The organism is Janthinobacterium sp. DSP2-3-3 (genome assembly GCF_049897325.1).
GTDB lineage: Bacteria > Pseudomonadota > Gammaproteobacteria > Burkholderiales > Burkholderiaceae_D > Janthinobacterium.
Genome location: NZ_JAFCWA010000001.1, coordinates 590,997 through 613,070 on the forward strand (window position 1 = coordinate 590,997; position 22,074 = coordinate 613,070).

Sequence of the window (22,074 nt, forward strand, 5' to 3'; positions counted from 1 at the left end):
AATGCGGCGCGCCTTTGTTGACATATGACAAGTACCAGGCGCCAACGCGCGGCAGGCGCTGGTATGCCATTGACGCTGCGCAAGCAAGCTTGCAGCGATGAAAATCAGGCCGCGACGCGGCGCTAGAATGACTGGCGCGGCTTACTTGCCCAGCACGCGCGGTTGCGGCAATTCCGTGTGGCCAAAATCCATCATGGTCCAGCGCCCGCCCCAGCGCAGGCCCACCGATTCGGCCGTCACGCCATATAAACGGTAGCCGCGCATGGCCCAGGCATTTTTTTCAGAAATGATGAGTTTTCCTTCATGCATGAATGCGCAATCGGCGGCCAGGCCATACTGGTGATAGCTTTGAAACGCCCTGGCGTTCGTCACGTTCGGGCCGACCGCCGCCAGTTGATCCTGGCGCGCGGGACTGCGGTAGCCTTCCAGCAAGACCATGTCGTAACCATGCACGTCCTTCATGATTTTGAAGACCAGCAGCAGGCGCTGCGCGTAGTCGTGGTCGAGCAATTGCCAATTGCGGCTGGCGCCGCCCAGCAGCGGGCGCAACTGCGTCACTTCCGCCGTGGAAAACAGCAGTGGCGGCAAGGTTGGCGGCGGCACCAGCTGCTCGCCTTTCAGCAAGTCGCTGACCTGGTCATTGATGACGTGTTGCCGGTCGGCATAGCCGCGCAGGGCGATGCTGTCGCTGGACAGCCAGGCCAGCAGCGGCGGCACGATGACCAGCACGCTGCCGGCCAGGCTCAGCCAACGATGCCGCAACAACATCTGCCAAGCGCGCGCCACGCCCGAGCCCGTGTGTTGCCGCACCCGCTGCCACTGCGCGCCGCTGCCGCCCTTCAAGTACTGCGCACGCCGCTGCATGCGCCAGCCCAGGTTGACGAGGGTGTGCAGCACGACGGCGCGGCCGCCGGGAAACAGCAGCAACCAGCAGGCAAAACAGGCCAGCAGGAAATACATCAGGACCAAGGCGACGAACATGGGCGCTCCGTGACAGGGATAGTCTGGGCCGGACAGCAATTTCCCGGCGGTATCGCTAGATCGTAGGCGTGCACAGCCCGCATGAGCGCGGTTTACATCAAGGTCAGTCGAGTTTGATCCACTGCGGAGGTGATATTTTGTCTTTATTGAAAAACGGAGATGGCCAGGCGCGCGGCCCGAACCTGCTGAGCAAGGCCGGCGCGGCTGGCATGCCCATCGAAAGCAAGGGCATCCTGTCGCAGCTCGAACACGGCGCCGCCGCGCCCGTAGCCAGGCCGGCCCTGCGCTGGCGCCCTGGCTGGCGGCACTGGGCCGCTGGCGCGCTGTGCCTGGCGGTGCTGGCCGTGCTCGCTTATGACACGACCATCGTGCCTCGGCCCCTGCCGCCGGTGCCCACCACGGCCGTGGCCACGGCGCCGCCCGCACTGGCAATCGCTCCCGCGCCAGCAGTGCTCGCGCACGCGGCGCAAGCGGCCACCATCGTCAATACGCCAGCGCCGCCCTTGCCTGCGGCCGCAGCGACGACGGCAAGCGCGGGCATGCCGCGCAAGGCGCCGCCGCCTGTGCGCCAGGCCGCTGCGCGCCCGCAAGAGTCGAGGCCCGCTACCGCGCCCGGCGACAGCGACGTCGCCTTGCTGACGGCGATGGTGGCCCATGCGCACCGGCAAGAAGGCACGACGGCGCCCGTGCGCGACGTGGTGCTGCGCAAGCAGGACCAGGAACAGAAACAGGAACAGGGACAGGGAACGGCGGAACTCTTGCGGCGCTGCAAGCAGTTGGGCATGATCGAAGGCATGCTGTGCCGCTCGCGCATCTGTTCGGGCCGCTGGGACAGCGATCCCTCCTGCCATTGAATGCCTGGCGCCTGCGCGCCCAATGGGACATCAGGCGCGTTCGGACACTTCGATCAGGTTGCGGTCCGGGTCGCGCAGGTAGACGGAACGGATGGGCCGGTGGCATCCGTGCGGGCCACCGGCCCATCCTCGATGGCAATTCACAGCGCCGCCAGGTGCGGCCATCATGTGTTTCTCGGGTGAGTGGCCGCATCCATGCGGCCTTGCAAAAAACCTTCCATCAGCGCCAGCAAGGCCTGCGGCTGCTCCTGGTGCGGCGTATGGCCGCATTGCTCGACCATGGCGGGCACGGCGTTGAGCGCCTGCGCCACGATGGTGTCGACCTGGGCCGCGCTGCCGTACTGGTCCTCGCTGCCCTGCAGCACCAGCGCCGGGCATTCGACGGAAGGCAGCAGGTATTCGATGTTCCAGAACTGGAATCCATAGCTGAGCCAGGTATCCGTCCAGGCCTTGAAGATGGTTTCCGTCTTGTCACCATGGTATTTCGCCAGCGCGCGCAGCTTGCCCGCGCCAAACGCCGCGTCCGCCACACGGATGCCGTCGAGCGTGATGCCCTCGACAAACACGTGCGCCGCTTCGGTGATGATGCCGCGCAAACGCGGCGGCTGCTGCGCCGCATAGATCAAGGCGATGCTGCCGCCATCCGAGTGGCCGATGAGAAAATGGTCCTGCCCCGGCAGCAATGCGGCTAGCACTTGCGGCAACTCGCACAGTGCGTAGTCGTGCAAATAATGGAGTTGGCGGCGCGCCGCCAGCGGCGACGACTGCCCATAGCCGTGGCGGTCATACAGCAAGCCGCGGCACCCCGTCGCCTGGCATAGCTGCACGGGAAAATCTTTCCACATCGCACAACAGCCGAGCCCCTCGTGCAGGAATACCAGGCAGGGCTTGGCGGGGTCGCCTTCGATCAATTCGTAATAGATATCGATTTCGGCACTCAGGTTCAGTATCGGCATGGGCTAGGCTCGCAACGGGTTGCGCATCGACAGGTCGGCTGGGTCTATTGTGCCATCGTCCTGCGCGGCATGCGTGGCGCCCCATAAAAATAGCCTGCGGGAAAAGATCTTGGCACTTGCCTGCAAGGTGTTTGCGCCAGCACAAATGAGCGCTGTTTTTCCGGCGGCCCTGCGCACTTTTTTCCCGTGCGTTTGCCTAGAATGGCTTACTCCAACAGCATGGAGCAGGCGGCTACCTTATCAGCCAGGACGTGACACTGGCCGTCACGGCAACAGATAGGGCGTCTTGCCGCACGACGTTAGGCGCGGCGTCCAAACTATCGATCAGGAGTACATCATGGAAATGAAAGTAGAACATCGCACCGGTAGCAACCTGGCCCCGGAAACCACGGATCTGCCGATGGAACAGGAAGGCAAAAGCGCAAAAGGCGCTGCTGCACAAGACTTGAACCTGAGCGCCGCCGCCTTCACTACCTTTTACACGTGGACCGCCAATGGCGTGCATCCTTCGGTCAACTTCGCCAATGCCAACGTAAAAGCCAATTCGCGCGTGCTGCTCAACATCAGCGAATTTGGCGCGAATGCCCAGGACCGCTTCATTGGCGCCGCCCGCATGGCCGTGTACAACATCGCACCGTACAACGGCGGCTTCCGTGCCTGGGTGGATATCTCCTGGGGCAGCCCGCTGAAGGTCCGTTTCGACGTGTTTGTCGATCCCTGATCCGGGAAACAGTGCGCGTGCCCCTGCCACCAGCGGGCCGGCATCGCGCACATAGCTAAGGGCACTGAAGGGATGGCAAGCGTGAATGGGAAACCGTGCGCGCATGACAAAAGGGCCGCGTGTTGCCACGTGGCCCTTTGCTAGTGCTTGTTCTGGCTCCCCGACCTGGACTCGAACCAGGGACCTGCGGATTAACAGTCCGTCGCTCTACCAACTGAGCTATCAGGGAAAGGAGGCCGAATTATATACGTCAAAATTTCTCATGTCCAGTTGTTGCTGCATGACTGTTGCTGCATGGTCAGCAAAAACAGGCTGCCTGCCGCTACTTGCCTCGTTGGGATGCCACGGGGTGCCAAGGCACGGCAGGTGCTGCGGCGCGCCTTCGCCATGTGCACAGGCGCTGAATGGGCGCTGCAGTGACATGGCACGCATCGGCCGGACGGGGCGCTGACGCCAACCGGAGCAAGCCTGCGGGCAGCAGCCGCGTCCGTCTGCGCGGCGCCACGCAAGATAGTAGAATAGCCAAGCTTTCCCGATACGGAAGGCACACAACGGCATGCCGGCAGCGGGGCGTCAACCACGCCGCCGCGCGGGCATGCGCTTGCAAGGTTCGCCTTGCCCCTGGCTTACTGCTCTCGCCCGACATGACAGAATCAAGCGCACCCCTGGTGGACAAGCACGGCAGCGGCGACAGCTCGGCAGAAATTGCCGAGCATATGGCGGCAGCCATCGTGGCACGCCAATTGCCGCCCGGTACACGGCTGCGCGAAGAAGCGCTGTGCCGGCTGTATGGCGTCAGCCGCACCAAGATCCGCGCCGCCCTGCTGATCCTGTCCAAAGACAAACTCATACGCATGGTGCCCGACAAGGGCGCCTTCGTCAGCCAGCCGACCGAAGCGGAAGCGCGCGACATCTTCGCCGCGCGGCGCATCATCGAAGCGGCCCTGGCGCACGAATTCGTCGCGCGGGCCAAGCCCGCCGACTACAGGATGCTGGAGCGGCACCTGAAAGCGGAACGCCTGGCGCTGGCGCAAGCGACGCCGCTACGCTCGCAACTGCTGGGCGACTTCCACGTCTTACTGGCCGACATCGCCGGCAACGCCGTGCTGCGCGACATTGTGCGTGAACTGGTGGGCCGCAGCTCGCTGATCACCATGCTGTATCAGTCCGGCCATGCTGCCGCCTGCTCGTGCGACGAACACGGCCGCTTTCTTGAGGCGGCGCGCAGCGGCGACGCGAACCTGGCGGCGCGCCTGATGGTCGAGCACCTGGCGCATGTGGAAGCGGCCTTGCGCTTCGATGGCAGCGCCAGCGACGACAAGAAAGACCTGGTGGCGGCGCTGCTGATGTAAGCCGCGTCATCAAAAAAGGCCGCCCCTGCTGATGCCCGGGCGGCCTTGTCATTGCGACGGCAACTACTCGCCGCCGAATCGGCTATTCGCCCAGGTAGATAAACTTGAACAGGAAGATGGCGGCGATGATGTAGGCTACCACCGACACTTGCTTGCCCTTGCCCGTCAACAGTTTCAAGACCGCGTAAGTGATGAAGCCGAAAGCCACGCCGCTGGCCACCGAATACGTGAATGGCATCATCAGCGCCGTGATGGCGGCCGGAATGCTTTCCGTGCTGTCATCCCAGTCGATGTAGGTCAGTTCGCGCAGCATCAAACACGCCACGTACAGCAGCGCGGGCGCCGTCGCGTACGGCGGCACCGTGTGCGCCAGCGGGGCGAAGAACAGGCTGCCCAGGAACAGCAGCGCGACGGCCACGGCCGTCAAGCCCGTGCGGCCACCCGCTTGCACGCCGGCCGCGCTTTCGACGAAGGCCGTGGTGCTGGAGGTGCCCAGGCAAGCGCCGGCGGCAATCGCCGTGCTGTCGGCCAGCAAAGCCTTGTTCATGCGTTCCATCTTGCCGTCTTTCAACAAGCCGGCACGGTTAGCCACGCCCATCAGGGTGCCCGTCGCATCGAACAGCTCGACCAGGAAAAATACCAGCACCACATTGACGATGCCGATCGACAACGCGCCCATGATGTCGAGCTTGAACAGCGTCGGCTCGATGGCGGGCGGCGCCGAAACGATGCCGTTGAACTGGTTGCCGCCGAAGAAGAAGCTGGCAATGGTGATGGCGAGGATGCCGATCAGGATGGCGCCCGGCACTTTCAGGCGGTCCAGCGCGACGATGATGAAGAAACCGAGGATGGCCAGGATGGGCGCCGCCTGGTGCAAGTCGCCCAGCGCGATGATGGTAGCCGGATTCGACACCACTACGCCGGCGCTTTTCAAGGAAATGATCGCCAGGAACAGGCCGATACCAACAGTAATCGCCGTGCGCAGCGCGGGCGGGATGCTGTTGATGATCATCTCGCGCACCTTGAACAGGCTGACCAGGATGAACAGGCAGCCGGAAATGAAGACGGCGCCCAGCGCCACTTCCCAGCTCATGCCCATGCCCTTGACCACCGTGTACGAGAAATACGCATTCAAGCCCATGCCCGGCGCCAGCGCAATCGGGTAGTTCGCATACAAGCCCATGATCAAGGTGCCGATGGCGGCCGCCAGGCAGGTAGCAACAAAGACGGCGTCTTTCGGCATGCCCGCGTCGCCAAGGATGGAGGGGTTGACGAAGATGATGTAGGCCATCGTCAGGAATGTGGTCAGGCCGGCCAGCAGCTCCGTGCGCACATTGGTCCCGTTGTCCTTCAGTTTGAAATAGCGTTCCAGGAACTGCATGATTAACCCCTTGTTTTGGTAAAACCGCGCGCCTGGTCTTGGACTATGCGCATCTTTTTTTCTTGCAACAACTATTTACTTGCTTACTTGGTCCGCGCTGGCCGGCTTGAAGGCCCACCAGCGGCTGCCCGCGAAATTCCAGACCAACCCGATGCCGGTGGCCAACACCTGCGCCAGCCAGTAATACCAGCCCAGTTGGTGTACCAGCAGCCACATCAGGCCCGTATTGATGCACCAGCCTATACCCAGCAAGGTGAAATACTTGGAAGCCGCCTCGCCATGCCCCTTGTCGCTCTTAAACGTGAAAAAGTAATTGAGGAGGTAGTTGACGACGGAACCCAGGATGTAGCCGATGCCGGAAGCGGCGGCGGCACTGATGCCGGCCCATTCCACGCCGCCCCACAGCACGCTGTATTGCACGGCCGTACCGGAAGCGCCGACGGCGGCGAAACGTAAAAATTGGTGATGCAGGGAATGGGACATTGTCAATTTTCAAATGAGGCGAAAGCAATCGGCAGGATAGTGCCAGAATAAAAAATGGCTACGATTGCTCGTAACCATTTTTCAGCCTGCATTTTACTGCAAGTTGCGCCCAACGTTCATATTCTCCGCCGTTTCTCCACCGCTACGGCGCTCAGGTGTTGGATTGACGGCACCGGCGCCGGCGCAGCCACACGAACAACGCGATCAGCAGCAAGATGCCCACGATGCCGCCGGGCAGCATGAAGGGCTGCATGCGCGCCAGCACGGGCTTCTCGCCGCCGCTGCGCGCCTGCGCCACGTCGGCGGGGGTGACGGACACGTCCGGGTTGCCGTACTGCTTCAGCACGTAGTTGGCGATCGAGGCGATCTGCTCGTCCGTCAATGGCTGCACGTAGGAACGCTGGTCGAAACGGGGCATGAAGGCTTCGTGCTCCTCGCCTTCGATCTTGCGCTCGACGCCGAACAGGATGGCCGAGACCAGATTGGCCGGCGTGGCGCCGCCCGTCGCCGTATTGCGGAACAGGGCCGGATACGCCTGGCCTGTACTGCCGGCGCCGCTGGCCGAATGGCAGCTGGCGCAATAGCCGGAAAACAAGACGGCGCCGCTATTCAGAGAATGGTGCTCGGTGGAGCTGGCCATGCCGCGCAGCACCGGTTCTTCGCTGCCGGCACTGCCATGGCTGAACGCGGCCTTGGTCTGCCCCGGCGCGCGCACGGCCGGCACCGTGCGCAAGTATGCCACGATGGCGGCCACGTCGTCGTCGCGCAGGAATTGCAGGCTGTTCTGGATGGCTTCGGCCATGCCGCCCGCCGCCTGCCCCTTGCCTTCCACGTGACCGGTCTGCAGGTAGGCAGTGAGTTCCGCGTCCGTCCACGCGCCGATGCCGCTGACCTTGTCGGACGTGATGTTCGGCGCGTGCCAGGAACCGAGCGACGCGCCCGCCAGGGTCTGGCTGCCGATTTCCGCCATCAGCACATTGCGCGGCGTGTGACAGGCGCTGCAGTGCGCCAGGCCTTCGGCCAGGTAGGCACCGCGGTTGATCTGCGCGCTCTTTGCCGGGTCCGGCACGAAGCGTTTATTGTCGAGGAACAAGGTGTTCCAGCCCAGCATCGACAGGCGCATATTGAATGGGAATGGCAGGACCGTCTGGCGCGCCGGCTCATCGACAGGTTTGACGGCCTGCATGAAGTAATAATACAGGTCGCCCATGTCCGCATCCGTCAGCTGCGCATAGCTGGTGTAGGGCATGGCCGGGTACAGATGGCTGCCATCGGCACGCACACCTTCGCGCAGCGCGCGCGCAAAGTCGCTTTCCGTGTAGTGGCCGATGCCGCCTTTTTTCGATGGTGTGATATTCGTCGCGTAAATCGTACCCAGCGGCGAGTCGATGGCGTAGCCGCCCGCATACGGCTTGCCGCCGGCCGCCGTATGGCATGCCATGCAGTCGGCGGCGATGGCCAGGTAGCGGCCCCGCTCCAGGCGCGCATCAGGGCGGGCAGCCGCAGGCGCGGCCGGGCGGTCCGGTGTGAGGGTGACGGGCGGCGCAGAGGCGGGCACGGCTGCAACAGCGCTGCCAGTCAGCAACGCCAGGCTGAGAGCGAAGCACAGGCGGCGCATCATGCGGCCTCCCTTGCCAGGGTGCGGGCAATGTCGTCGGCAGCGCGCAAACCAAGCGCGGCCATGCTGAGGGTCGTGTTGACCACGCTGGCCGACGGCATGGCGCCGCCGCCCGGCAGCCACAAATTGGCATGGTCGTGGGCACGGCAATTGCCATCGACCACGGAATCGGCGCGGTTCGATCCCATGATGACGCCGCCCATGATGTGGTTATTCGCGTTCAGGCTGCTGGTGATATTGAATTCCACGGCGCCGAACAGCTTGCCGATGTGCTCGAGCTGTACATGCGCGGCCTTCGCGCCATTGCGCACGTAATCGCCCACGTCATAATAAATGTCGGGGCAGGCCAGACCCAGCGGGTCCTTGCGCGTCTTGCTCAAGGTCAAGCGGTTGTGCGCCTCGGGCAGCGGTTCCAGGCTGATCGACAGGTCCACGCCAAACGCGGCGCGGCGGCGGATTTCATCGTCCAGGTCCTTGCCCACCAGGCCCAGCTTGAGCGACTGCTGGGTAGCCGGTCCCACGCGGGTGATGTTGTTCAGGATCATCTTGTTGGCCGAATACTGCGCACGGAAGGCGCCGTCGCGCGGCCCCACCAGGCAGCTGCTCTGCGCCGGGCCACGGCCCGTCCAGATCGGCTCATTGGCGAGGAAAGTACAGTGAAAACCCGAGTGGTCCATCATATTGCGGCCCACCTGGTCGGAACTATTGGCGATGCCGTTCGGATTGTTCTGGTTCGCCGCCAGCAACAACAAACGGGGCGTCTCGATGCCGTTGCAGGCAATCACGAAGGCCTTGCCCGTCGCCATATGCGACTGTTTCTTGGCGTCATACCAATGCACGGCCGTCACGCGGTTGTTCTGGTCCGTGTCGATGCGGTAGACGACGGCCTCGGCCAGCACGCCCGCGCCTTTCAGCTCGGCCCGTTCCACATGGTGGATGCCGTTGTACATGGCGCCGATAGGGCAGATGGGCTGGCAATTATTATTGCCGCAGCAGGTGGGACGTCCCTGCCATGGACGCGTCGAGCGCCCTTGCGGAATAGGCACGGAGCGGTAGCCGTGCGGGTTGACGACTTCGGCGAAGCGCTGGTCGCCATAACCCCAGGGCACCATGTCCATCGGATACGGCGCGCTGCGCTCGCTGGGCGACTGCAAGGCGGGATCGTTGGGGCCGGCCACGCCCATTTCCTGCTCGGCGCGGCAATAGTACGGTTCCAGTTCATCGTAGGAAATGGCCCAGTCGCGCCCTACCCCGTAATTGCTTTTCATGCGCATGTCGGTCGGCAAATGACGCCAGCACGACGCGGCCCAGTGCCAGGTGGTGCCGCCCACCGTGCGCAGATAACCCTGCTGGAAACTGCTGCCGCTGGGGCCGGACAATTCCACATAGTTGTTTTTTGGAAAATACAGCGGTGCGGGCGCATTGTCCGCCTGCGGATACAGGCCCTGGAAGTCCGAGCCGACACGGTTCTCGAACGGCATGTTGCGCCAGTTTTCCACGGCTTGCCCCCGCTCGATGCGCAAGCCCGCTTCCAGCATGATCACGGCATGGCCTTGGGCAGCCAGCTGGTCGGCCATCATGGCGCCGACCACGCCGGTGCCAACGATGACAACATCGGCGACGACGTCGCCATTACTCTTGAATTGGGGTGATTTCATTTTGCTTGCTTGCCTTTCGGTTCGGGAGTGCCAGTGGTGGCCGGGGCCGGTACGGGTTTCGGCGCCACGGGCGCGGAAACGCGCACGACCGGCGGCGCCTTCAGCCACCACAGGGGGCCATAGTTGCAATACGTGGGCACGACCTGGCCATCGGCCACCGTGCGGTACATCAAGGCTTCCGCATAGGCGACGACGACGGACTCCGTGCCCTGCGCCGCGTTGCCGGCCACTGTGCCCGTGTACCAGGCGCCCACGATGGCCAGCGCCAGCTCGCGCAAGCTGGCGTCCGCGGCGGTAGCGGCCGCCAGCAGCGCCTTGGCTTCCTGGCCCGTGACGAGCAGCGCGCCCAGCCGTGACGACTGCTCGGCAAAGCCGGGCACATTCGTGCGCATGGCTTGCTCGATGCGCGCCGCCGTCGCGGCAGACAGATCGCGGTGGCCGGTGATGGTTTGCGACAAGGTGTAGAACAGCATGCTGGCCGGTGCCAGGCCGGTCGCCGGAGCGCTGGCCGGAGACTGCATGGCGGCCGAGAGCGGATTACTCCAGAAACCGGCCTGCGCCAGCAAGGCGGCAAGGCCGATCAGGGCGTGGCGGCGGCTGATGCGGGGAAGGGATGAAATGGATGTTGCAGATGGTTCGCTGCCTGGATGATTCATAAGACTCCCGCAAGACTTGTTATTTTGTTGATTTCGATGATTGCGCCACATCGCATTTGCGCATAAATGGAACCGGTTCCATCATTATCCTACAGAAATAAATTGTTTGCTAATGGTGTATTAATACGGGGGAATGAGTCTTAGATGGCTGCCTTGATTCTGCATCGATCCCGGCGTTTCGCGCAGGCTTCCTGGCGTAGCGGCATAAAGACTGAATGCCTGCGGCTTGCTTGAAATGATTGCAAGTACGCGGAAAACTTGGCAGCATGGCAAACACGTCTGCTTATTTGCAACCAACCGCCACCAACCTCCGCCATCCGCACAACTTACCGGAGCACCGATGCACGCCTTGCCGCTTGCCCGTCCCCTATCGCTTGCGCGTCCAGCGCGACGATGACGATGGCTTCGCCGCAGCGCTGTACAGCGCCACGCGCGGCGACTTGCGCCAGGTGCCGGCCGCCCACGCCGTCATCGGCTGGCGCTGCGTGCCGTCGTGCTCGCTGGCGCTGGAAGGGCTGCGGCTGCATGCCGGGCAAGGCCAATTTCTACGACACCAACTTTCTGACAAGGAGGCATATCGACGTACCCGCTGGAGGCCATGCGATAGATAGCTGTTCAACTGCGCCGCTCAATGCACGCGTGCAATGCGGCGCCCTTGCAAGCAACCTGAAACTGATCCTCAAACCATGATAAAAAAAATGACCTTGGCAGTACTCTTTACAGCCCTGTTTCCCTTCTATGGATGCCAAGCGCAAACCATGCCGGAAAAACAACCCGTCTCGACTGAAGTCACCACCACCCTGACGCCCGACATTGGCGGCATACAGCAGCTTGTGGAAATCAAGACAGACGACGCGAGCAAACCCGTCCTGCTGTTTTTATCCGGCGGCCCGGGAAGCTCCATGATCAAGGGCGCGGATGCCTTTACGAATAGCCTGAAAAGCAAATTTACGATTGTGCAATGGGACCAGCGGGACGCCGGAAAAACATTGAAACTAAATCCCTCCCCCACCCAGCCGTCCGTTGGGCAGATGGAGAAGGATACGTATGAAGTTATACAATTTGTGCGCAAAGAGTTAAAGCAGGAAAAAATATACTTGCTGGGCAGTTCCTGGGGCAACGTCCTGGGCTTTTATATCGTCAAGAATCACCCGGAACTACTGCATGCGTATTTCGCGTCCAATCCTGTCGTGAGCCAGCTGGACAGCGAAAAAGAATTGCTGAAAACCTTGAAAGTGCATTTCAAGGACAATGCCCTCGCCAGCCAGGAACTGGACAGCATCAGCTTCCCGTTTACTAGTGACGAAAGCATGTTTTATTTAAGGAAATGGCTTTTTTACAAGGATGGCAAGGAATTTGCAACGAGTGCGGATTTCAAGACGGGCTTTCTTCAATGGTCAAAGACCTGGTCGCCCGTATGGAACGAGGTCATGAAGATTGATCTGCCCAAGACCTTGCAAAGCGTTGACTGCCCGGTGTATTTCTTCGTCGGCAAAAACGATATCCAGACCTCGACCAGGATCACGCAAGCGTATTTTGAGACCTTGAAGGCGCCAAAGAAAGGGTCGTTCTTATTTGAGCATTCCGGGCATCAAATACACCAGGATGAACCGCTGAAATTTCAAGAAGCCATCATCAAGACGCTGGAGACAATTCAAGCGAGCAAATAAGCGCGCCTGACGCCGACAGACTGCCGTTTTGCGCACAACTAGACACGGAATTAGCTCGGAAACGCAAAAAGCCCAACCGCTAAAGGCTGGGCTTTTCGATACTGCTGATGTTCTGGCTCCCCGACCTGGACTCGAACCAGGGACCTGCGGATTAACAGTCCGTCGCTCTACCAACTGAGCTATCAGGGAAAAGAGGCCGCATTCTATAGGGTAAATTTTGCGATGTCCATATTTCCGCCTGAAAAAGGTGTATTTTTCCTGCCTCACCTTGCCCGACGGTCAGCCAGGCTGCTCTTGCGGATAGTAATCAAATACCAGCACGCGGCCCAGCCATGGTTTGAGTTGCTCGACAAAGGCCAGGTGGGCCGGGTGGGTCAGATACACGTCGCGCGCGACGGCATCGTCGAAGGTCAGGGTAAAGCAATCGGTAAAGCCATCATCGAGGCCTTCCGGACTGACATTCGGCCCCCATTCAAATTGCCGCACGCCGGGAATGTGGCGCTTGAGCTGGGAAAACTCATACACGAGTTCGGCATGCTTGGAGGAGGTGATGCCATCGAGAAAGTCGCACAGGACGATGTGGCGCAAGGCGGAGGTACAAGTCATGGGAAGGTGCTCCTGAAGTGATGCATTCAGGATAGCGCAAAACGCGATCACGCACAGGCAAGCCCTGCTGGCGGCGGCGTAAAACAAAAAAGGCCATGTTTTTCAACATGGCCTTCCGAATTCTGGCTCCCCGACCTGGACTCGAACCAGGGACCTGCGGATTAACAGTCCGTCGCTCTACCAACTGAGCTATCAGGGAAAAGAGGCCGTATTATATAGGGCAACTATTCAGATGTCCAGATTCCCATAGGGAAATTCTACTTTTGCCACCACTCGCGCCTGTGGTGAAAAACAAAAAAGGCCACGTTTTTCAACGTGGCCTTTCGAATTCTGGCTCCCCGACCTGGACTCGAACCAGGGACCTGCGGATTAACAGTCCGTCGCTCTACCAACTGAGCTATCAGGGAAAAGAGGCAATATTATATGTCGCTTGTTTCGTATTTGCAAGACGCATACTGCATCTCGACAAACACGACCATCGCCGACTTTCCACTGCCATCAGCGCCACACTTGCATGCAGCGCCGAAGAAGCAATATCTTAAAGCACTTTGGCGATCGCGTCAATAACGATGTCGATATTGCGCGAATTCAACGCTGCCACGCAGATACGACCCGTGTCGACGGCGTAGATCGATTGCTCGCGCAGGGTCGCCACTTGTTCCTTGCTCAGGCCCGAGTACGAGAACATGCCGATTTGCTGACGCACGAATTCGAAGTCGTGGCCTGGTGCCTTGGCCTTCAGTTTTTCCACGAAGGCATTGCGCATTTCACGGATGCGCACGCGCATGCCGGCCAGTTCCTCTTCCCACAACTGGCGCAGTTCCGGCGTGGCCAGCACGGTAGCGACCACTTTGCCGCCATGCGTAGGCGGGTTCGAGTAGTTGGTGCGCACGACGCGCTTTAGCTGCGACAGCAGACGGGCCGCCTCATCGGCGCTGGCAGCGACGACGCTCAGGGCGCCTACGCGCTCGCCGTACAGCGAGAACGATTTCGAGAACGAGTTCGATACCAGCAGCGGGCCGCCCGCGTCGGCAAAGCGGCGCACCACAGCGCCATCTTCGGTAATGCCGTTGGCAAAGCCCTGGTAAGCCATGTCCAGGAACGGCACCAGGCCGCGCGACGTGACCACGCTGATGATCTGATCCCACTGGGCCACGCTCAAGTCGGCGCCGGTCGGGTTGTGGCAGCAGGCGTGCAGCACGACGATGGAGCCGGCTGGCATGGCATTCAGGCTGGCCAGCATGCCGTCGAAGTTCACGCCATGGGTGGCAGCATCGTAGTACGTGTAGTTATTCACGACGAAACCGGCGTTCTCGAACAGCGCACGGTGGTTTTCCCAGCTCGGGTCGCTGATGTAGACTTGTGCGCCCGGCGCGAAGCGCTGCAGGAAGTCGGCACCGATCTTCAATGCGCCCGTGCCGCCGATGGCTTGCACGGTGATGGCGCGGCGCTCTTGAATAACGGCGCTATCGGCGCCAAATACGAGTTCTTGCACCGCCTTGTCGTAGGCAGCCAGGCCTTCGATCGGCAGATAGGTGCGTGGCGTGCCCTGTTCGATCAGGATGGCTTCTGCCTTGCGTACGCAAGCTAACAGAGGCACTTTACCGTTGTCGTCATAATAGACGCCAACGCCCAGATTGATTTTGGCGGGATTCTGGTCCGCGTTAAATGCTTCGGTGATGCCCAGGATCGGGTCGCGTGGGGCCATCTCGATGGCGCTAAACAGACTGGCAGAAACAGTTGGGTTCGTCATGATAAGATTGGATTCGATTGGAAGCAGGTTCACAGCGGAGTTGTAGACAGCGCCCCGAATACAACGCCAGGGCCGCCAGCAGAGCACTATTCTAACAAAGGTCTGATTCACATGCCCGAATTATCTACCGCCAGCGAGGCGGAAAGCGCAATTATCTCTTTCCCGGATTCCCCCTTCAAGCTGCACCAGCCCTTCTCTCCGGCCGGCGATCAGCCGGCGGCGATCGCCCAGTTGTCCGAGGGGATTGCCGACGGCCTGGCCTTCCAGACCCTGCTGGGCGTGACCGGTTCCGGCAAGACCTACACCATGGCCAACGTCATCGCGCGCATGGGCCGGCCGGCCATCGTCTTCGCGCCGAACAAGACCTTGGCGGCGCAGCTGTACAGCGAGTTCCGCGACTTTTTCCCGCAGAATGCCGTCGAATACTTCGTCAGCTACTACGATTACTACCAGCCCGAAGCCTACGTGCCGCAGCGCGACCTGTTCATCGAAAAGGACTCGTCGATCAATGAGCACATCGAGCAGATGCGTTTGTCGTGCACCAAGTCGCTGATGGAACGGCGCGATGTCATCATCGTCGCCACCGTCTCGGCCATCTACGGTATCGGTAACCCGAACGAATACCACCAGATGATTTTGACGTTGCGCGTAAAAGACAGGGTCAGCCAGCGCGACGTCATCGCGCGTCTGATCCAGATGCAGTACACGCGCAACGAGGTCGACTTCGGCCGCGGCACCTTCCGCGTGCGCGGCGATACCATCGACATCTTCCCCGCCGAGCATGCGGAACTGGCCGTGCGCCTGGAAATGTTCGACGACGAGATCGAATCGATCCAACTGTTCGACCCGCTGACGGGCCGCGTGCGGCAAAAAATCCCCCGCTTCACCGTGTACCCGGGTTCGCATTACGTGACGCCCCGCTCCACCGTGCTGCGCGCCGTGGAAACCATCAAGGACGAGCTGCGCGAGCGTCTGGAGTTCTTCCGCAAGGAAAACAAGCTGATCGAAGAGCAGCGTCTGGAACAGCGCACGCGCTTCGACCTGGAAATGATGGCGGAAATCGGTTTTACCAAGGGCATCGAGAACTATTCGCGCCACCTGTCCGGCGCGCTGCCGGGTGAACCGCCGCCGACCCTGGTCGACTATCTGCCGCCCGACGCCTTGATGTTCCTCGACGAGTCGCACGTGCTGACGGGCCAGTTGAGCGCCATGTACAACGGCGACCGCTCGCGCAAGACGAACCTGGTCGACTATGGCTTCCGCCTGCCGTCGGCGCTGGATAACCGGCCTTTGAAATTCGAGGAATTCGAGCAGAAGATGCGCCAGACCGTGTTCGTCTCGGCTACCCCGGGCGACTACGAAAAGACCCATTCGGACCAGGTGGTCGAACAGGTGGTCCGCCCCACGGGCCTGGTCGACCCGCAGATCATCGTGCGTCCCGCAAGCACGCAGGTGGACGACCTGATGTCGGAAATCGTCGAGCGCATCAAGAAGGACGAGCGCGTGCTCGTGACGACCCTGACCAAGCGCATGTCGGAGCAATTGACGGAATACCTGGGCGACCATGGCATCAAGGTGCGCTACCTGCACAGCGATATCGAAACGGTCGAACGCGTGGAAATCCTGCGCGACCTGCGCCTGGGCACCTTCGACGTGCTGGTGGGGATCAACCTGCTGCGCGAGGGCCTGGACTTGCCGGAAGTGTCGCTGGTCGCCATCCTCGACGCGGACAAGGAAGGCTTCTTGCGCTCCGAGCGCAGCCTGATCCAGACCATCGGTCGCGCCGCGCGTAACCTGAACGGCACGGCGATCCTGTACGGCGACCGCATCACGGATTCCATGCGCCGCGCCATCGACGAGACGGAACGCCGCCGCGCCAAGCAGATCGCCTTCAACACGGCCAATAACATCATTCCGGTCGGCGTGAAAAAATCGATCCGCGAAATGATCGACGGCGTCTACAGCCCGCAGGAAGCGCGCGAAACCTTGCAAGTGGCGCAGGATGCGGCAAAGTTCGAAGCCATGAGCGAAAAGCAGGTCAGCAAAGAAATCAAGCGCCTGGAAAAACTGATGGTCGACCACGCCAAGAACCTGGAGTTCGAAAAAGCGGCGCAAGTGCGCGACCAGCTGCACATCCTCAAGCAGCAGCTGTTCGGCGCGCCGGGCACGGACAATGTGGCGTCGATGCTGGGTAAATAAGCTGCCATCGGTGCCTGGGCCGTGCCTTGGCCCGCTTACGGCTCCGGCAGCGAATAGTCGATGTCGTAGAAATGCTGGCCATTTTCAATGCGTATGGTCAGGGTCCCGCTGATGCCCGTCAGTTGCCCCGTGCCGGAATGCGGCACGATGACGATGCTCAGCTCCTGCCTGCCGTCGGCCATCGTGCCCGCATGCTGCGCCACGAAGCTGCCCTCTTTTCCCTGCAGGACGCCCGTGATGGCTTCCATGGCGACATAGCCGGCCGCGCCTTGGGTGTCGGTGACGCCGTTGAGCATCTGCCCCGTGGCAGTGGCGACAAGGTCGCCCGCATACACCTTCTCGAGCAGCGCCCTTCCCAAGGTTGTGCGCCCCGCGCGTTGCGGCGCCGTGGCCGGCGTCATGGTGATGCTAAAACTTCCCGTAGCGTGCGCGTGCATGCGATGATCTCCCTCTGCAGACGAGGTGGCGCCGGCTGGCGCCACCGATAGACAACATGCGGCCAGCATCAGGCCAGACAAACTGTGTGATTTCATGATTCACTTTCGATCAATGCGAGAGAGCCAGCTTAAAGCCGCGCAGGAGACAAGTATTGGATAAAACCGACAACGCGGCCAATCTGCTCGACGCGCGCGGGCAAGCACCGAAAGGCATCGTCGATCCACAGGCGGCGGCGCGCCGGATACGCCTGGCGACCTATCCACCGGCTGCCGCGCTGGCACCGTTCATCGAGTATTACTGGGTGGTCGAATGGGACAGGCGGGGCTGCGCGCCGGAGACGCAACGCGTGCTGCCGTACCCGAACGCCCACCTGGTTTTCGACGCTGGCCGCACCGCCATCCATGGCGTGGTACGCGGCGCCTTTGACAGGCCTTTGAGAGGTGCGGGCAAAGTATTGGGCGTGCGTTTCGCGCCGGGCGGCCTGCGCCCGTTCATCGCGCAGCCACTGTCAACCTTCACCGACACGACCATCGCGGCAGATGCGCCGCTGGGCATGCCGGCAGCCCAAGCCGAGGCGCGGGTGTTAGGCGAGTCCGACGATCTGGCCATGGTGGCGCAGGCACAGGCACTGCTGCTGGCAAGGCTGCCGCAGATCGATGATGCTGCCCTGCTGGCCGCGCGCTTGACTGCCGCGGCAGCGGCCCACAACGGTCCGGCAAGTGTGGCGCAACTGTGCGAAAAAATGGCCATAGGCGAACGCAGGCTGCAGCGCCTGTTCGCCAACTACGTGGGCGTGCCGCCGAAATGGGTGATCCAGCGCTACCGTCTGCAGGAGGCGATCTGGCGCCTGGCGCAGCCCGATGCGCCCGACCTGGCCAGCCTGGCGCATGCACTGGGCTTTTTTGACCAGGCCCATTTCAGCCGCAGTTTTACGGAACTGGTGGGCAGCACGCCGCTCGACTATCGCCGCTCGCAGCTGCCCAAGTCAGTCTAAGCAGGCGCATTGACGTCGTCCATGTACGCACGGATGATGCTGGCGAAATCCGCATCGGCCGTCAAGCCCAGGGCTTCGGCGCGGGCCGTGTCCCAGGCACCGGGCCAGCTCTGGACGATGCGCTCGACAGCAGGATCGGGCGCATAGCTGATGCGGGCCACGACGTCCGCGCCAGCGACTTGCTCCAGCGCGGCGATCATCTCGCCGACGCTGACCGACAGGCCAGGCAAGTTCACCGTGCGGCTGGCACCAAACATCTCGCCCGCCAGTTCGTGGCCGGCGATCAGGGAGGCGATGGCGCCGCGCGGCGACAGCAGCCACAGACGCAAATCGGTGGCCACGGGGCAGACAGCCGCTTCGCCATTCAAGGGTTCGCGGATGATGCCGCTGGCGAAAGACGATGCCGCCTTGTTCGGCTTGCCCGGGCGCACGCTGATGGTCGGCAGGCGCAGCACGCGCCCGTCGACAAAGCCGCGGCGGCTGTAATCGTTGAGCAACAATTCGCCGATGGCCTTTTGCGCGCCGTACGATGACTGGGGATTCAAGGCCGTCGTATCTTGCACCACGTCCGGCAACTGGCCACCATACACGGCCACGGAGCTGGTAAACACAACCTTCGGCTTGTGCCCCAGTTCGCGGCAGATGTCGAGCAGCAGGCGCGAAGCGTCGAGGTTGATGCGCATGCCCAGCTCGAAATCGGCTTCCGCCTGGCCGCTGACGATGGCGGCAAGATGGAATATGGATGCCGTCTGCGCATCGATGGTGGCGCGCATCAGGATGCCGTCGGCGATGTCGCCGGTGACCACCTTGACGCGCGCATCATTGAAGTCATGCGCAGCCACCACGTCGACCAGTACCAGCTCGCTGATAGCCTGCAACTGCCCCTGGCTGTCCGTCAACCGACCTTGCGCCAGCAGCTGGCGCGCCAGGCGCTGTCCCAGGAAACCGGCGCCGCCGGTGATCAGTACTTTCATTTCAATTCTCCTTGCTTGTTGTTGTAGGCGGCGAGCCAGCCCAGGCCATCCTCGGTGCGTCCGCGCGGACGGTATTCGCAGCCGATCCAGCCCTGGTAGCCCAGCTCATCGAGCAGCCTAAATAAATACGGGTAATTGACTTCGCCATCGTCCGGTTCATGGCGCGTCGGGACGCTGGCGATCTGCACGTGGCCGATGCCATCGAAGTTGTTCCTGAACGTCATGGCGATATCGCCTTCGACGATCTGCGTGTGATAAAAATCCATCTGCACCTTGACGTTGGAAGCGCCAGACTCAAGGCGCAACGCATGGCCCTGCGCCTGCGTGACGAGGAAGTAGCCAGGCATGTCGCGTCCGTTGATCGGTTCGATCAAGAGTTCAATGCCATGCTCGCCCACGGCCTGCGCCGCGTACTTCAAATTGACCAGGTAGGTGGCGCGGTGCAATTCGATATCGGCGCCCACGGGCAGCAGGCCCGCCATCATGTGCACGCGCGGCGTGCCCAGCGCCAGCGCATACTCGATGCCACGCGCCACGCCCGCGCGGAACTCCGCTTCGCGGCCCGGCAGCGAGGCGATGCCCCGCTCACCTGCAGCCCAGTCGCCCGGCGGCAGGTTGAACAGCACATTCTGCAAGCCGTGCTCGCGCAGCCAGCCGGCTACCTCCTGCGGCGCGTGGTCATACGGAAAAAGGAATTCGACGCCCTGGAAGCCCGCTTGCGCGGCGGCGGCAAAGCGCTGCGGGAAAGGCACTTCGTTAAACATCATGGTCAGATTGGCGGCAAAACGGGGCATGCGTATCTCCTGGATTTCTTATATGTCAAGTTTGAATGTGTGCTTCAAGTCCGCGATCTGCGCCGCGTCGAGCGGGCGCGTGGGTACGTCGCGCAGCAGCAGGAACAGCTTGGCCGTCTCTTCCAGTTCCTCGGCCGCATACACGGCCGCTTCCAGGCTGGTGCCAGAGACCACGGGACCGTGGTTGGCCAGCAGCACGGCCGAATGCTTGCGCGCCATGGCGCCAATCGCCCCCGCCAGCGCCGGGTCGCCCGGACGGTGATATGGCACCAGCGGCAAACGCCCCACCTTCATCACAAAGTATGGCGTGAGCGGCGGGATGCAATCGTCATGATTCAGGCCGCACATGCACGACACGGCCGCCGAATGTGTCGAGTGCAAATGCACGATGGCACCGGCGCTGCCCCGTTCCTGGTACATGGCGCGGTGCAGAAATGCCTCTTTTGACGGCGGCGCACCGCTGAGCAAGTTGCCGTCCCAGTCCAGCTTAGACAATTGCGCGGGATCGAGCCGCCCCAGGCTGGCATTCGTCGGCGTCAGCAGCCAGCCATCGAACAGGCGCACGCTCAAGTTGCCGCTGCTGCCGGCAGTCAAGCCCCGTTGGAACAGCGATTTGCCGAAGTCGACGATCTGCTCGCGCTGGCGCATCTCTTCTGAAGAAGTGTGAATCGCAGCGGTATTCATGCCAGCACCTGCCAGGCCTTGCTGAAGAAATCCACCGTGCCGAAATTGCCGGACTTGAGGGCCAGCACCAAAGGCGCCCTGCCATCGTCGCCCGGCGCAGGCAAGGCTTGCGTCCAGGGTACGCCAGGATCGATCTCGGGACCAATGCGCAAGCCAGCCACACCCAACGCCTTGACGACAGCGCCCGAAGTTTCGCCGCCAGCGACGATCAGCTGGCCCACGCCCAGGCGCACCAACCCTTGTGCGATGGAGGCCAGGGTTTCCTCGACGAGGGCGCCGGCCCGCTCCACGCCCAGCTGCGCCTGCACGGCACGCACGGCGTCCGGCGTGGCCGTGGCATAAATCAGGACAGGGCCTTGCGCCAGGTGCGCGCCAGCCCATTCCAGTGCCTGCTCCACCACGGCGTCCACCACCTCGCCGCCCGCGGCAAGTTGTAGTGGATCGACGTGGAATGACGGCGCCAGTTCGCGCAGGTGCGCCACCTGCTGCTGCGTGGCCACCGAGCAGCTACCCGAGATCACGGCACGGAAACCGGACGCCGGCGGCAAGCGCCCGGCCTGCCCTGCAGGCGACGGCGCCAGCTGGCCCCGCTGGCGGAAATTGTGCGGCAGTCCCAGTGCGATGCCGGAGCCTCCCGTAATCAGTTTCAAGTCGGCGCAGGCCGCGCCGATGGCTTCCAGGTCGCGGTTCGAGACGGCATCGACGACGGCGAAATGGCAGCCCTGCCCGCGCAGGTCGGTGAAGCGCTGGGCGATGGCGGTGGCGCCCTTCTCCACCACGGAAAAATCGGCCAGGCCCACCTTGGCTTGCACCTGCTGCTGCAGCACGCGCACCAGGTTGGAATCCGTCATCGGTGTCAAAGGGTGATCGCGCATGCTTGATTCGGCCAGCGGCACGTCGCCGACGAACAGGTTGCCCTTGTAGACGGTGCGTCCGTTGGCGGGGAACGCGGGGCAGACAATCGTGAAGTCCGTGTCGAGCGCCCGCATCAACGCCTCCGCCACGGGACCGATATTACCGCGCGGCGTGGAGTCGAACGTGGAGCAGTACTTGAAGTAGAACTGGCGGCATCCCGCCTGCTGCAGCCAGGCCAGCGCGGCCAGCGACTCGGCCACCGCGTCCTCAGGTGCATTCGTGCGCGACTTGAGGGCGATGACGACGGCATCGACGTCGCCAGGTGGCGGCCCTTGCGGCACACCGATCAATTGCACCGTGCGCATGCCGGCCTTGACCAGCATGCCGGCCAGGTCGGTGCCACCCGTGAAATCGTCGGCGATACATCCCAGTAATACAGTCATGATG

The 22,074-nt window shown here is 62.2% G+C and carries 21 protein-coding genes, 4 tRNA genes and 1 pseudogene; 7 read left to right on the plus strand and 19 right to left on the minus strand.

Annotated elements, in window-relative coordinates:
- Positions 1-141 precede the first annotated feature (141 nt).
- The gene (locus ACP7DE_RS02945; RefSeq protein WP_426070663.1) at positions 142-981 is read right to left on the minus strand and encodes a M15 family metallopeptidase; all 840 of its coding nucleotides are present in this window, start codon (positions 979-981) and stop codon (positions 142-144) included.
- Positions 982-1,118: 137 nt separating this feature from the next.
- On the opposite strand from ACP7DE_RS02945, the gene ACP7DE_RS02950 reads away from it, so the two are divergent.
- On the plus strand, positions 1,119-1,835 hold the full coding sequence (locus ACP7DE_RS02950; RefSeq protein WP_426070664.1) for a hypothetical protein: 717 nt from the start codon (positions 1,119-1,121) through the stop codon (positions 1,833-1,835).
- Positions 1,836-1,865: 30 nt separating this feature from the next.
- On the opposite strand, the pseudogene ACP7DE_RS02955 reads toward ACP7DE_RS02950, so the two are convergent.
- Positions 1,866-1,969, minus strand: a pseudogene (locus tag ACP7DE_RS02955) (VOC family protein); the annotation flags it as partial.
- A gap of 30 nt (positions 1,970-1,999) precedes the next feature.
- On the minus strand, positions 2,000-2,791 hold the full coding sequence (locus ACP7DE_RS02960) for an alpha/beta fold hydrolase (RefSeq protein WP_426070665.1): 792 nt from the start codon (positions 2,789-2,791) through the stop codon (positions 2,000-2,002).
- A 337-nt stretch (positions 2,792-3,128) separates the two neighbouring features.
- On the opposite strand from ACP7DE_RS02960, the gene ACP7DE_RS02965 reads away from it, so the two are divergent.
- Complete coding sequence (locus ACP7DE_RS02965; protein ID WP_426070666.1) at positions 3,129-3,512, plus strand: hypothetical protein; 384 nt, start codon at positions 3,129-3,131, stop codon at positions 3,510-3,512.
- A gap of 153 nt (positions 3,513-3,665) precedes the next feature.
- Here ACP7DE_RS02965 and ACP7DE_RS02970 read toward each other — a convergent pair.
- Positions 3,666-3,741, minus strand: a tRNA-Asn gene (locus ACP7DE_RS02970).
- Between the two features lie 415 nt (positions 3,742-4,156).
- On the opposite strand from ACP7DE_RS02970, the gene ACP7DE_RS02975 reads away from it, so the two are divergent.
- Positions 4,157-4,864 carry a GntR family transcriptional regulator gene (locus tag ACP7DE_RS02975; RefSeq protein WP_426070667.1) on the plus strand — a complete coding sequence of 236 codons (708 nt, stop codon included), beginning with the start codon at positions 4,157-4,159 and terminating at the stop codon, positions 4,862-4,864.
- A gap of 82 nt (positions 4,865-4,946) precedes the next feature.
- Here the strand turns inward: ACP7DE_RS02975 and ACP7DE_RS02980 are convergent, their stop codons facing one another.
- The 5 genes from ACP7DE_RS02980 to ACP7DE_RS03000 form a co-directional block, all read right to left on the minus strand.
- Positions 4,947-6,245: an NCS2 family permease gene (locus tag ACP7DE_RS02980; protein ID WP_426070668.1), complete on the minus strand. Its 1,299-nt coding sequence runs from the start codon at positions 6,243-6,245 to the stop codon at positions 4,947-4,949.
- Between the two features lie 75 nt (positions 6,246-6,320).
- Entirely contained in the window at positions 6,321-6,728 is a 408-nt protein-coding gene (locus ACP7DE_RS02985; protein ID WP_426070669.1) for a GtrA family protein, read from the minus strand.
- A 151-nt stretch (positions 6,729-6,879) separates the two neighbouring features.
- A complete protein-coding gene (locus tag ACP7DE_RS02990; RefSeq protein WP_426070670.1) occupies positions 6,880-8,349 on the minus strand; it encodes a c-type cytochrome in 1,470 nt (489 codons plus the stop codon).
- Positions 8,346-10,004 carry a GMC family oxidoreductase gene (locus tag ACP7DE_RS02995; protein WP_426070671.1) on the minus strand — a complete coding sequence of 553 codons (1,659 nt, stop codon included), beginning with the start codon at positions 10,002-10,004 and terminating at the stop codon, positions 8,346-8,348. The genes ACP7DE_RS02990 and ACP7DE_RS02995 overlap by 4 nt, the downstream gene beginning before the upstream one ends.
- Entirely contained in the window at positions 10,001-10,660 is a 660-nt protein-coding gene (locus tag ACP7DE_RS03000; protein WP_426070672.1) for a sugar dehydrogenase complex small subunit, read from the minus strand. The genes ACP7DE_RS02995 and ACP7DE_RS03000 overlap by 4 nt, the downstream gene beginning before the upstream one ends.
- Positions 10,661-11,016: 356 nt before the next feature.
- Here ACP7DE_RS03000 and ACP7DE_RS03005 point away from each other — a divergent pair, with 356 nt between their 5' ends.
- Both ACP7DE_RS03005 and ACP7DE_RS03010 read left to right on the plus strand, forming a co-directional pair.
- The gene (locus tag ACP7DE_RS03005; RefSeq protein ID WP_426070673.1) at positions 11,017-11,271 is read left to right on the plus strand and encodes a hypothetical protein; all 255 of its coding nucleotides are present in this window, start codon (positions 11,017-11,019) and stop codon (positions 11,269-11,271) included.
- A gap of 87 nt (positions 11,272-11,358) precedes the next feature.
- Positions 11,359-12,330 (plus strand): alpha/beta fold hydrolase, encoded by a 972-nt coding sequence (locus ACP7DE_RS03010; protein ID WP_426070674.1) that lies wholly within the window; start codon positions 11,359-11,361, stop codon positions 12,328-12,330.
- A 113-nt stretch (positions 12,331-12,443) separates the two neighbouring features.
- Here ACP7DE_RS03010 and ACP7DE_RS03015 read toward each other — a convergent pair.
- The 5 genes from ACP7DE_RS03015 to ACP7DE_RS03035 form a co-directional block, all read right to left on the minus strand.
- A tRNA-Asn gene (locus tag ACP7DE_RS03015) sits at positions 12,444-12,519 on the minus strand.
- 90 nt (positions 12,520-12,609) lie between these two features.
- A complete protein-coding gene (locus ACP7DE_RS03020; protein WP_426070675.1) occupies positions 12,610-12,936 on the minus strand; it encodes a Dabb family protein in 327 nt (108 codons plus the stop codon).
- 123 nt (positions 12,937-13,059) lie between these two features.
- A tRNA-Asn gene (locus tag ACP7DE_RS03025) sits at positions 13,060-13,135 on the minus strand.
- A 132-nt stretch (positions 13,136-13,267) separates the two neighbouring features.
- Positions 13,268-13,343, minus strand: a tRNA-Asn gene (locus ACP7DE_RS03030).
- Positions 13,344-13,474: 131 nt separating this feature from the next.
- Complete coding sequence (locus tag ACP7DE_RS03035; protein WP_426070676.1) at positions 13,475-14,689, minus strand: aromatic amino acid transaminase; 1,215 nt, start codon at positions 14,687-14,689, stop codon at positions 13,475-13,477.
- Between the two features lie 111 nt (positions 14,690-14,800).
- Between ACP7DE_RS03035 and uvrB the strand changes: the two genes are divergently transcribed.
- Positions 14,801-16,888, plus strand: coding sequence for an excinuclease ABC subunit UvrB (gene uvrB / locus ACP7DE_RS03040; RefSeq protein WP_426070677.1), 2,088 nt, complete (start codon positions 14,801-14,803; stop codon positions 16,886-16,888).
- A 35-nt stretch (positions 16,889-16,923) separates the two neighbouring features.
- Here uvrB and ACP7DE_RS03045 read toward each other — a convergent pair whose 3' ends face one another.
- Positions 16,924-17,421, minus strand: a complete 498-nt coding sequence (locus ACP7DE_RS03045; RefSeq protein WP_426070678.1) for a DUF3224 domain-containing protein — start codon at positions 17,419-17,421, stop codon at positions 16,924-16,926.
- A 56-nt stretch (positions 17,422-17,477) separates the two neighbouring features.
- On the opposite strand from ACP7DE_RS03045, the gene ACP7DE_RS03050 reads away from it, so the two are divergent.
- A complete protein-coding gene (locus ACP7DE_RS03050) occupies positions 17,478-18,320 on the plus strand; it encodes an AraC family transcriptional regulator (RefSeq protein ID WP_426070679.1) in 843 nt (280 codons plus the stop codon).
- On the opposite strand, the gene denD is transcribed toward ACP7DE_RS03050, so the two are convergent.
- From denD to otnK, 4 genes are read right to left on the minus strand one after another with little or no spacing between them, the layout of a single operon-like run.
- Entirely contained in the window at positions 18,317-19,294 is a 978-nt protein-coding gene (gene denD, locus ACP7DE_RS03055) for a D-erythronate dehydrogenase (RefSeq protein ID WP_426070680.1), read from the minus strand. The two genes, ACP7DE_RS03050 and denD, sit on opposite strands and share 4 nt — an antisense overlap.
- Complete coding sequence (gene otnI, locus ACP7DE_RS03060; RefSeq protein WP_426070681.1) at positions 19,291-20,088, minus strand: 2-oxo-tetronate isomerase; 798 nt, start codon at positions 20,086-20,088, stop codon at positions 19,291-19,293. The genes denD and otnI overlap by 4 nt, the downstream gene beginning before the upstream one ends.
- 18 nt (positions 20,089-20,106) lie before the next feature.
- On the minus strand, positions 20,107-20,772 hold the full coding sequence (gene otnC, locus ACP7DE_RS03065) for a 3-oxo-tetronate 4-phosphate decarboxylase (protein ID WP_426070682.1): 666 nt from the start codon (positions 20,770-20,772) through the stop codon (positions 20,107-20,109).
- On the minus strand, positions 20,769-22,070 hold the full coding sequence (gene otnK / locus ACP7DE_RS03070; RefSeq protein WP_426070683.1) for a 3-oxo-tetronate kinase: 1,302 nt from the start codon (positions 22,068-22,070) through the stop codon (positions 20,769-20,771). The genes otnC and otnK overlap by 4 nt, the downstream gene beginning before the upstream one ends.
- Positions 22,071-22,074: the final 4 nt, after the last annotated feature.

Bases quoted from the DNA above. Each gene is read 5' to 3' on its own strand.
- ACP7DE_RS02945 (WP_426070663.1), bottom strand. From the start codon at position 981: ATGTTCGTCGCCTTGGTCCTGATGTATTTCCTGCTGGCCTGTTTTGCC.
- ACP7DE_RS02960 (WP_426070665.1), bottom strand. From the start codon at position 2,791: ATGCCGATACTGAACCTGAGTGCCGAAATCGATATCTATTACGAATTG.
- ACP7DE_RS02965 (WP_426070666.1), top strand. From the start codon at position 3,129: ATGGAAATGAAAGTAGAACATCGCACCGGTAGCAACCTGGCCCCGGAA.
- ACP7DE_RS02975 (WP_426070667.1), top strand. From the start codon at position 4,157: ATGACAGAATCAAGCGCACCCCTGGTGGACAAGCACGGCAGCGGCGAC.
- ACP7DE_RS02980 (WP_426070668.1), bottom strand. From the start codon at position 6,245: ATGCAGTTCCTGGAACGCTATTTCAAACTGAAGGACAACGGGACCAAT.
- ACP7DE_RS02985 (WP_426070669.1), bottom strand. From the start codon at position 6,728: ATGTCCCATTCCCTGCATCACCAATTTTTACGTTTCGCCGCCGTCGGC.
- ACP7DE_RS02990 (WP_426070670.1), bottom strand. From the start codon at position 8,349: ATGATGCGCCGCCTGTGCTTCGCTCTCAGCCTGGCGTTGCTGACTGGC.
- ACP7DE_RS02995 (WP_426070671.1), bottom strand. From the start codon at position 10,004: ATGAAATCACCCCAATTCAAGAGTAATGGCGACGTCGTCGCCGATGTT.
- ACP7DE_RS03000 (WP_426070672.1), bottom strand. From the start codon at position 10,660: ATGAATCATCCAGGCAGCGAACCATCTGCAACATCCATTTCATCCCTT.
- ACP7DE_RS03010 (WP_426070674.1), top strand. From the start codon at position 11,359: ATGACCTTGGCAGTACTCTTTACAGCCCTGTTTCCCTTCTATGGATGC.
- ACP7DE_RS03020 (WP_426070675.1), bottom strand. From the start codon at position 12,936: ATGACTTGTACCTCCGCCTTGCGCCACATCGTCCTGTGCGACTTTCTC.
- ACP7DE_RS03035 (WP_426070676.1), bottom strand. From the start codon at position 14,689: ATGACGAACCCAACTGTTTCTGCCAGTCTGTTTAGCGCCATCGAGATG.
- uvrB (WP_426070677.1), top strand. From the start codon at position 14,801: ATGCCCGAATTATCTACCGCCAGCGAGGCGGAAAGCGCAATTATCTCT.
- ACP7DE_RS03045 (WP_426070678.1), bottom strand. From the start codon at position 17,421: ATGAAATCACACAGTTTGTCTGGCCTGATGCTGGCCGCATGTTGTCTA.
- denD (WP_426070680.1), bottom strand. From the start codon at position 19,294: ATGAAAGTACTGATCACCGGCGGCGCCGGTTTCCTGGGACAGCGCCTG.
- otnI (WP_426070681.1), bottom strand. From the start codon at position 20,088: ATGCCCCGTTTTGCCGCCAATCTGACCATGATGTTTAACGAAGTGCCT.
- otnC (WP_426070682.1), bottom strand. From the start codon at position 20,772: ATGAATACCGCTGCGATTCACACTTCTTCAGAAGAGATGCGCCAGCGC.
- otnK (WP_426070683.1), bottom strand. From the start codon at position 22,070: ATGACTGTATTACTGGGATGTATCGCCGACGATTTCACGGGTGGCACC.